Origin of the sequence: Moorena sp. SIO2C4 (assembly GCF_010672485.1) — a bacterium.
Classification (GTDB): Bacteria; Cyanobacteriota; Cyanobacteriia; order Cyanobacteriales; family Coleofasciculaceae; genus Moorena; species Moorena producens.
Genome location: NZ_JAAHGN010001536.1, coordinates 1 through 1,184, shown reverse-complemented (window position 1 = coordinate 1,184; position 1,184 = coordinate 1). Strand labels below are relative to the sequence as shown.

The window sequence follows — 1,184 nt, the reverse complement described above, 5'->3', positions numbered from 1 at the left end:
CTACTCTGCTCAGGGGCGCTATGCTCAAGCCAAACCCCTCTATCAACAGGCTTTGGAGATGAGAATGCAGCTGCTGGGTCACAACCATCCTGATGTAGCCGACAGTCTTAACAACCTGGCTGCACTCTACAAGTCAATGGGTCGCTATGAGCAGGCCGAACCTCTCTATCAAAAGGCTTTGGAGATCAAAAAGCAGCACCTGGCTCAAAACCATCCCTCGGTGGCCACCAGTCTCAACAACCTGGCATTACTCTACTGGTCAATGGGGCGCTATGATCAGGCCGAACCCCTCTATCAACAGGCTTTGGAGATGAGAAAGCAAGGGCTGGGTGAAGACCATCCCGATTTAGCCCAAAGTCTCAACAACCTGGCTGCACTCTACCAGTCAATGGGGCGCTATGCTCAAGCAGAACCCCTCTATCAACAGGCTTTGGAGATCAAAAAGCAGCGGCTGGGTCACAACCATCCCTCGGTGGCCACCAGTCTCAACAACCTGGCATTACTCTACTCTGCTCAGGGGCGCTATGATCAGGCCAAACCCCTTTATCAACAGGCTTTGGATATGGCAAAGCACCGGCTGGGTAAGAACCATCCCGATGTAGCCCAAACTCTCAACAACCTGGCATTACTCTACTCTGCTCAGGGGCGCTATGATCAGGCCGAACCCCTCTTTGTCCAAGCATTGAAGATTGCTGAACGGAAGTTAGGGTCAAATCATCCTAAAACTGTGACCTTTCGTGATAATCTCCAAATGTTGCGTGATAACCTTAAGAATACCTAAATTTTCAGGTATATTCGGAATAAATTGGCTATTTTAGGCAATTTATTCATAAAAATGATCAGTTATCAAAATAAATCATAATTAACAGAAAGCGATTCACCTTTGGTCACGCTAAGGGATTGGCCGTAGGTCACGCTACGCGATCAAGCGTTCGCAAAGCGTGGCCTACGGCCTCAGCTTCCGCCCTTGTGCGATTGACCTTTGGTCACGCTACGCGATGAAGCGTTCGCAAAGCGTGGCCTACGGCCTCAGCTTCCGCTAAAAGCGATCGCATTCTCAACCCAACAACGATAAAATAGCTCTCTTTACCAAATTCCTATCAAAAGCGCTATAATCAAATATTACCCTATATTATTACCACACCCCACACCCCACACCCCACACCCCACACCTGAGGTCTTTG

The 1,184-nt window shown here is 49.0% G+C and carries 1 protein-coding gene; it reads left to right on the top strand.

Annotation, left to right across the window (positions count from 1 at the left end):
• A partial coding sequence (locus F6K20_RS39315) for a tetratricopeptide repeat protein (protein ID WP_287298569.1) occupies nucleotides 1-781 on the top strand: 781 nt, incomplete at its 5' end.
• Between the last annotated feature and the right edge of the window lie 403 nt (nucleotides 782-1,184).